Consider the following 549-nt stretch of genomic DNA (forward strand, 5'->3'; position numbering starts at 1 on the left):
AAGAGCATTTTGAGCTATATTTAAAGGAATGTGAATGGCGTTTTAACAACAGTGAAATAAAATCTCAAATTTCCATTTTAAAACAATTAGTTAAGGGGATTTAGATCTAGTTATCTAGTACAGCCCCTTTAATAATTGCTGAATATCTAATTCATTTAAACCAGAAAGTGCGGTAGTTAATCGATCCGTTAATTCATTCGCAATTTTTTCTTGTTTTAACACCGCTTGTATTTGGTTTTGGTCTGGCAATGGCAACTCTAAAAGAGTCACAAGCGGTTCAATTTCATTAGGCAAATACACATCGGCAGATTGTAAAATTACCGCACATTCGCCTTTATAAAAATTTAGCTGATCTAATAGATATTTTAAACGAGCTAATGCCACAGAGTTATTTTCCAAACCGAGTTTGGCATCTTTAATTAAGGGGCTGTACTAGATAACGACTAAAAATCCCATTTAGGTTAGAATAAACCAATGAGAAAAAGTCGCTTAAGTCAGCATAAACAAAATAAACTCATTGAACTGTTTGTCGCAGGTGTCACAGCAAGA

At 33.7% G+C, this 549-nt stretch carries 1 protein-coding gene and 2 pseudogenes; 2 read left to right on the top strand and 1 reads right to left on the bottom strand.

Annotated elements, in window-relative coordinates; genetic code table 11:
• A pseudogene (locus DV434_RS10640) lies at window positions 1-104 on the top strand (IS1595 family transposase); the annotation flags it as partial.
• A gap of 10 nt (window positions 105-114) precedes the next feature.
• Here the strand turns inward: DV434_RS10640 and DV434_RS10915 are convergent.
• Entirely contained in the window at window positions 115-399 is a 285-nt protein-coding gene (locus DV434_RS10915) for a hypothetical protein (RefSeq protein WP_204628606.1), read from the bottom strand.
• A gap of 75 nt (window positions 400-474) precedes the next feature.
• Between DV434_RS10915 and DV434_RS10650 the strand changes: the two are divergent.
• Window positions 475-549 (top strand): annotated as a pseudogene (locus DV434_RS10650) (IS1595 family transposase); the annotation flags it as partial.

Source organism: Haemophilus haemolyticus (assembly GCF_003493685.1).
Classification (GTDB): Bacteria; Pseudomonadota; Gammaproteobacteria; order Enterobacterales; family Pasteurellaceae; genus Haemophilus; species Haemophilus haemolyticus_O.